A 266-nucleotide genomic window follows, 5' to 3' on the forward strand; every position below is an offset into this window, starting at 1 on the left:
GCATCCACCCGACTCAAATCCGAGGACGCCAAATACCCGTACTCACCGGCACACGCACCCGCGAAAACCCCGGTCTGCGTCTGCCGTAACGATTCGGCCGCAATACCGGCATGTTCGAGGGCCTCGTAGGCGACCTCGAGCAGCAGCCGCTGCTGGGGATCCATCCTGTCGGCCTCGCCGGGCGAAATGTCGAAGAACTCCGCGTCGAAACCCTCGATGTCGTCCAGGAACGCCCCGAAACGCGTCGTGCCGGCCAGCGCCGCCGC

The 266-nt window shown here is 65.8% G+C and carries 1 protein-coding gene; it reads right to left on the reverse strand.

The window, feature by feature from the left end; all coding sequences use genetic code 11:
* Nucleotides 1–266: beta-ketoacyl synthase N-terminal-like domain-containing protein (locus FPZ47_RS28090; RefSeq protein ID WP_145039857.1), on the reverse strand; the 266-nt coding region annotated here is incomplete at both ends.

The organism is Mycobacterium helveticum (assembly GCF_007714205.1).
GTDB lineage: Bacteria > Actinomycetota > Actinomycetes > Mycobacteriales > Mycobacteriaceae > Mycobacterium > Mycobacterium helveticum.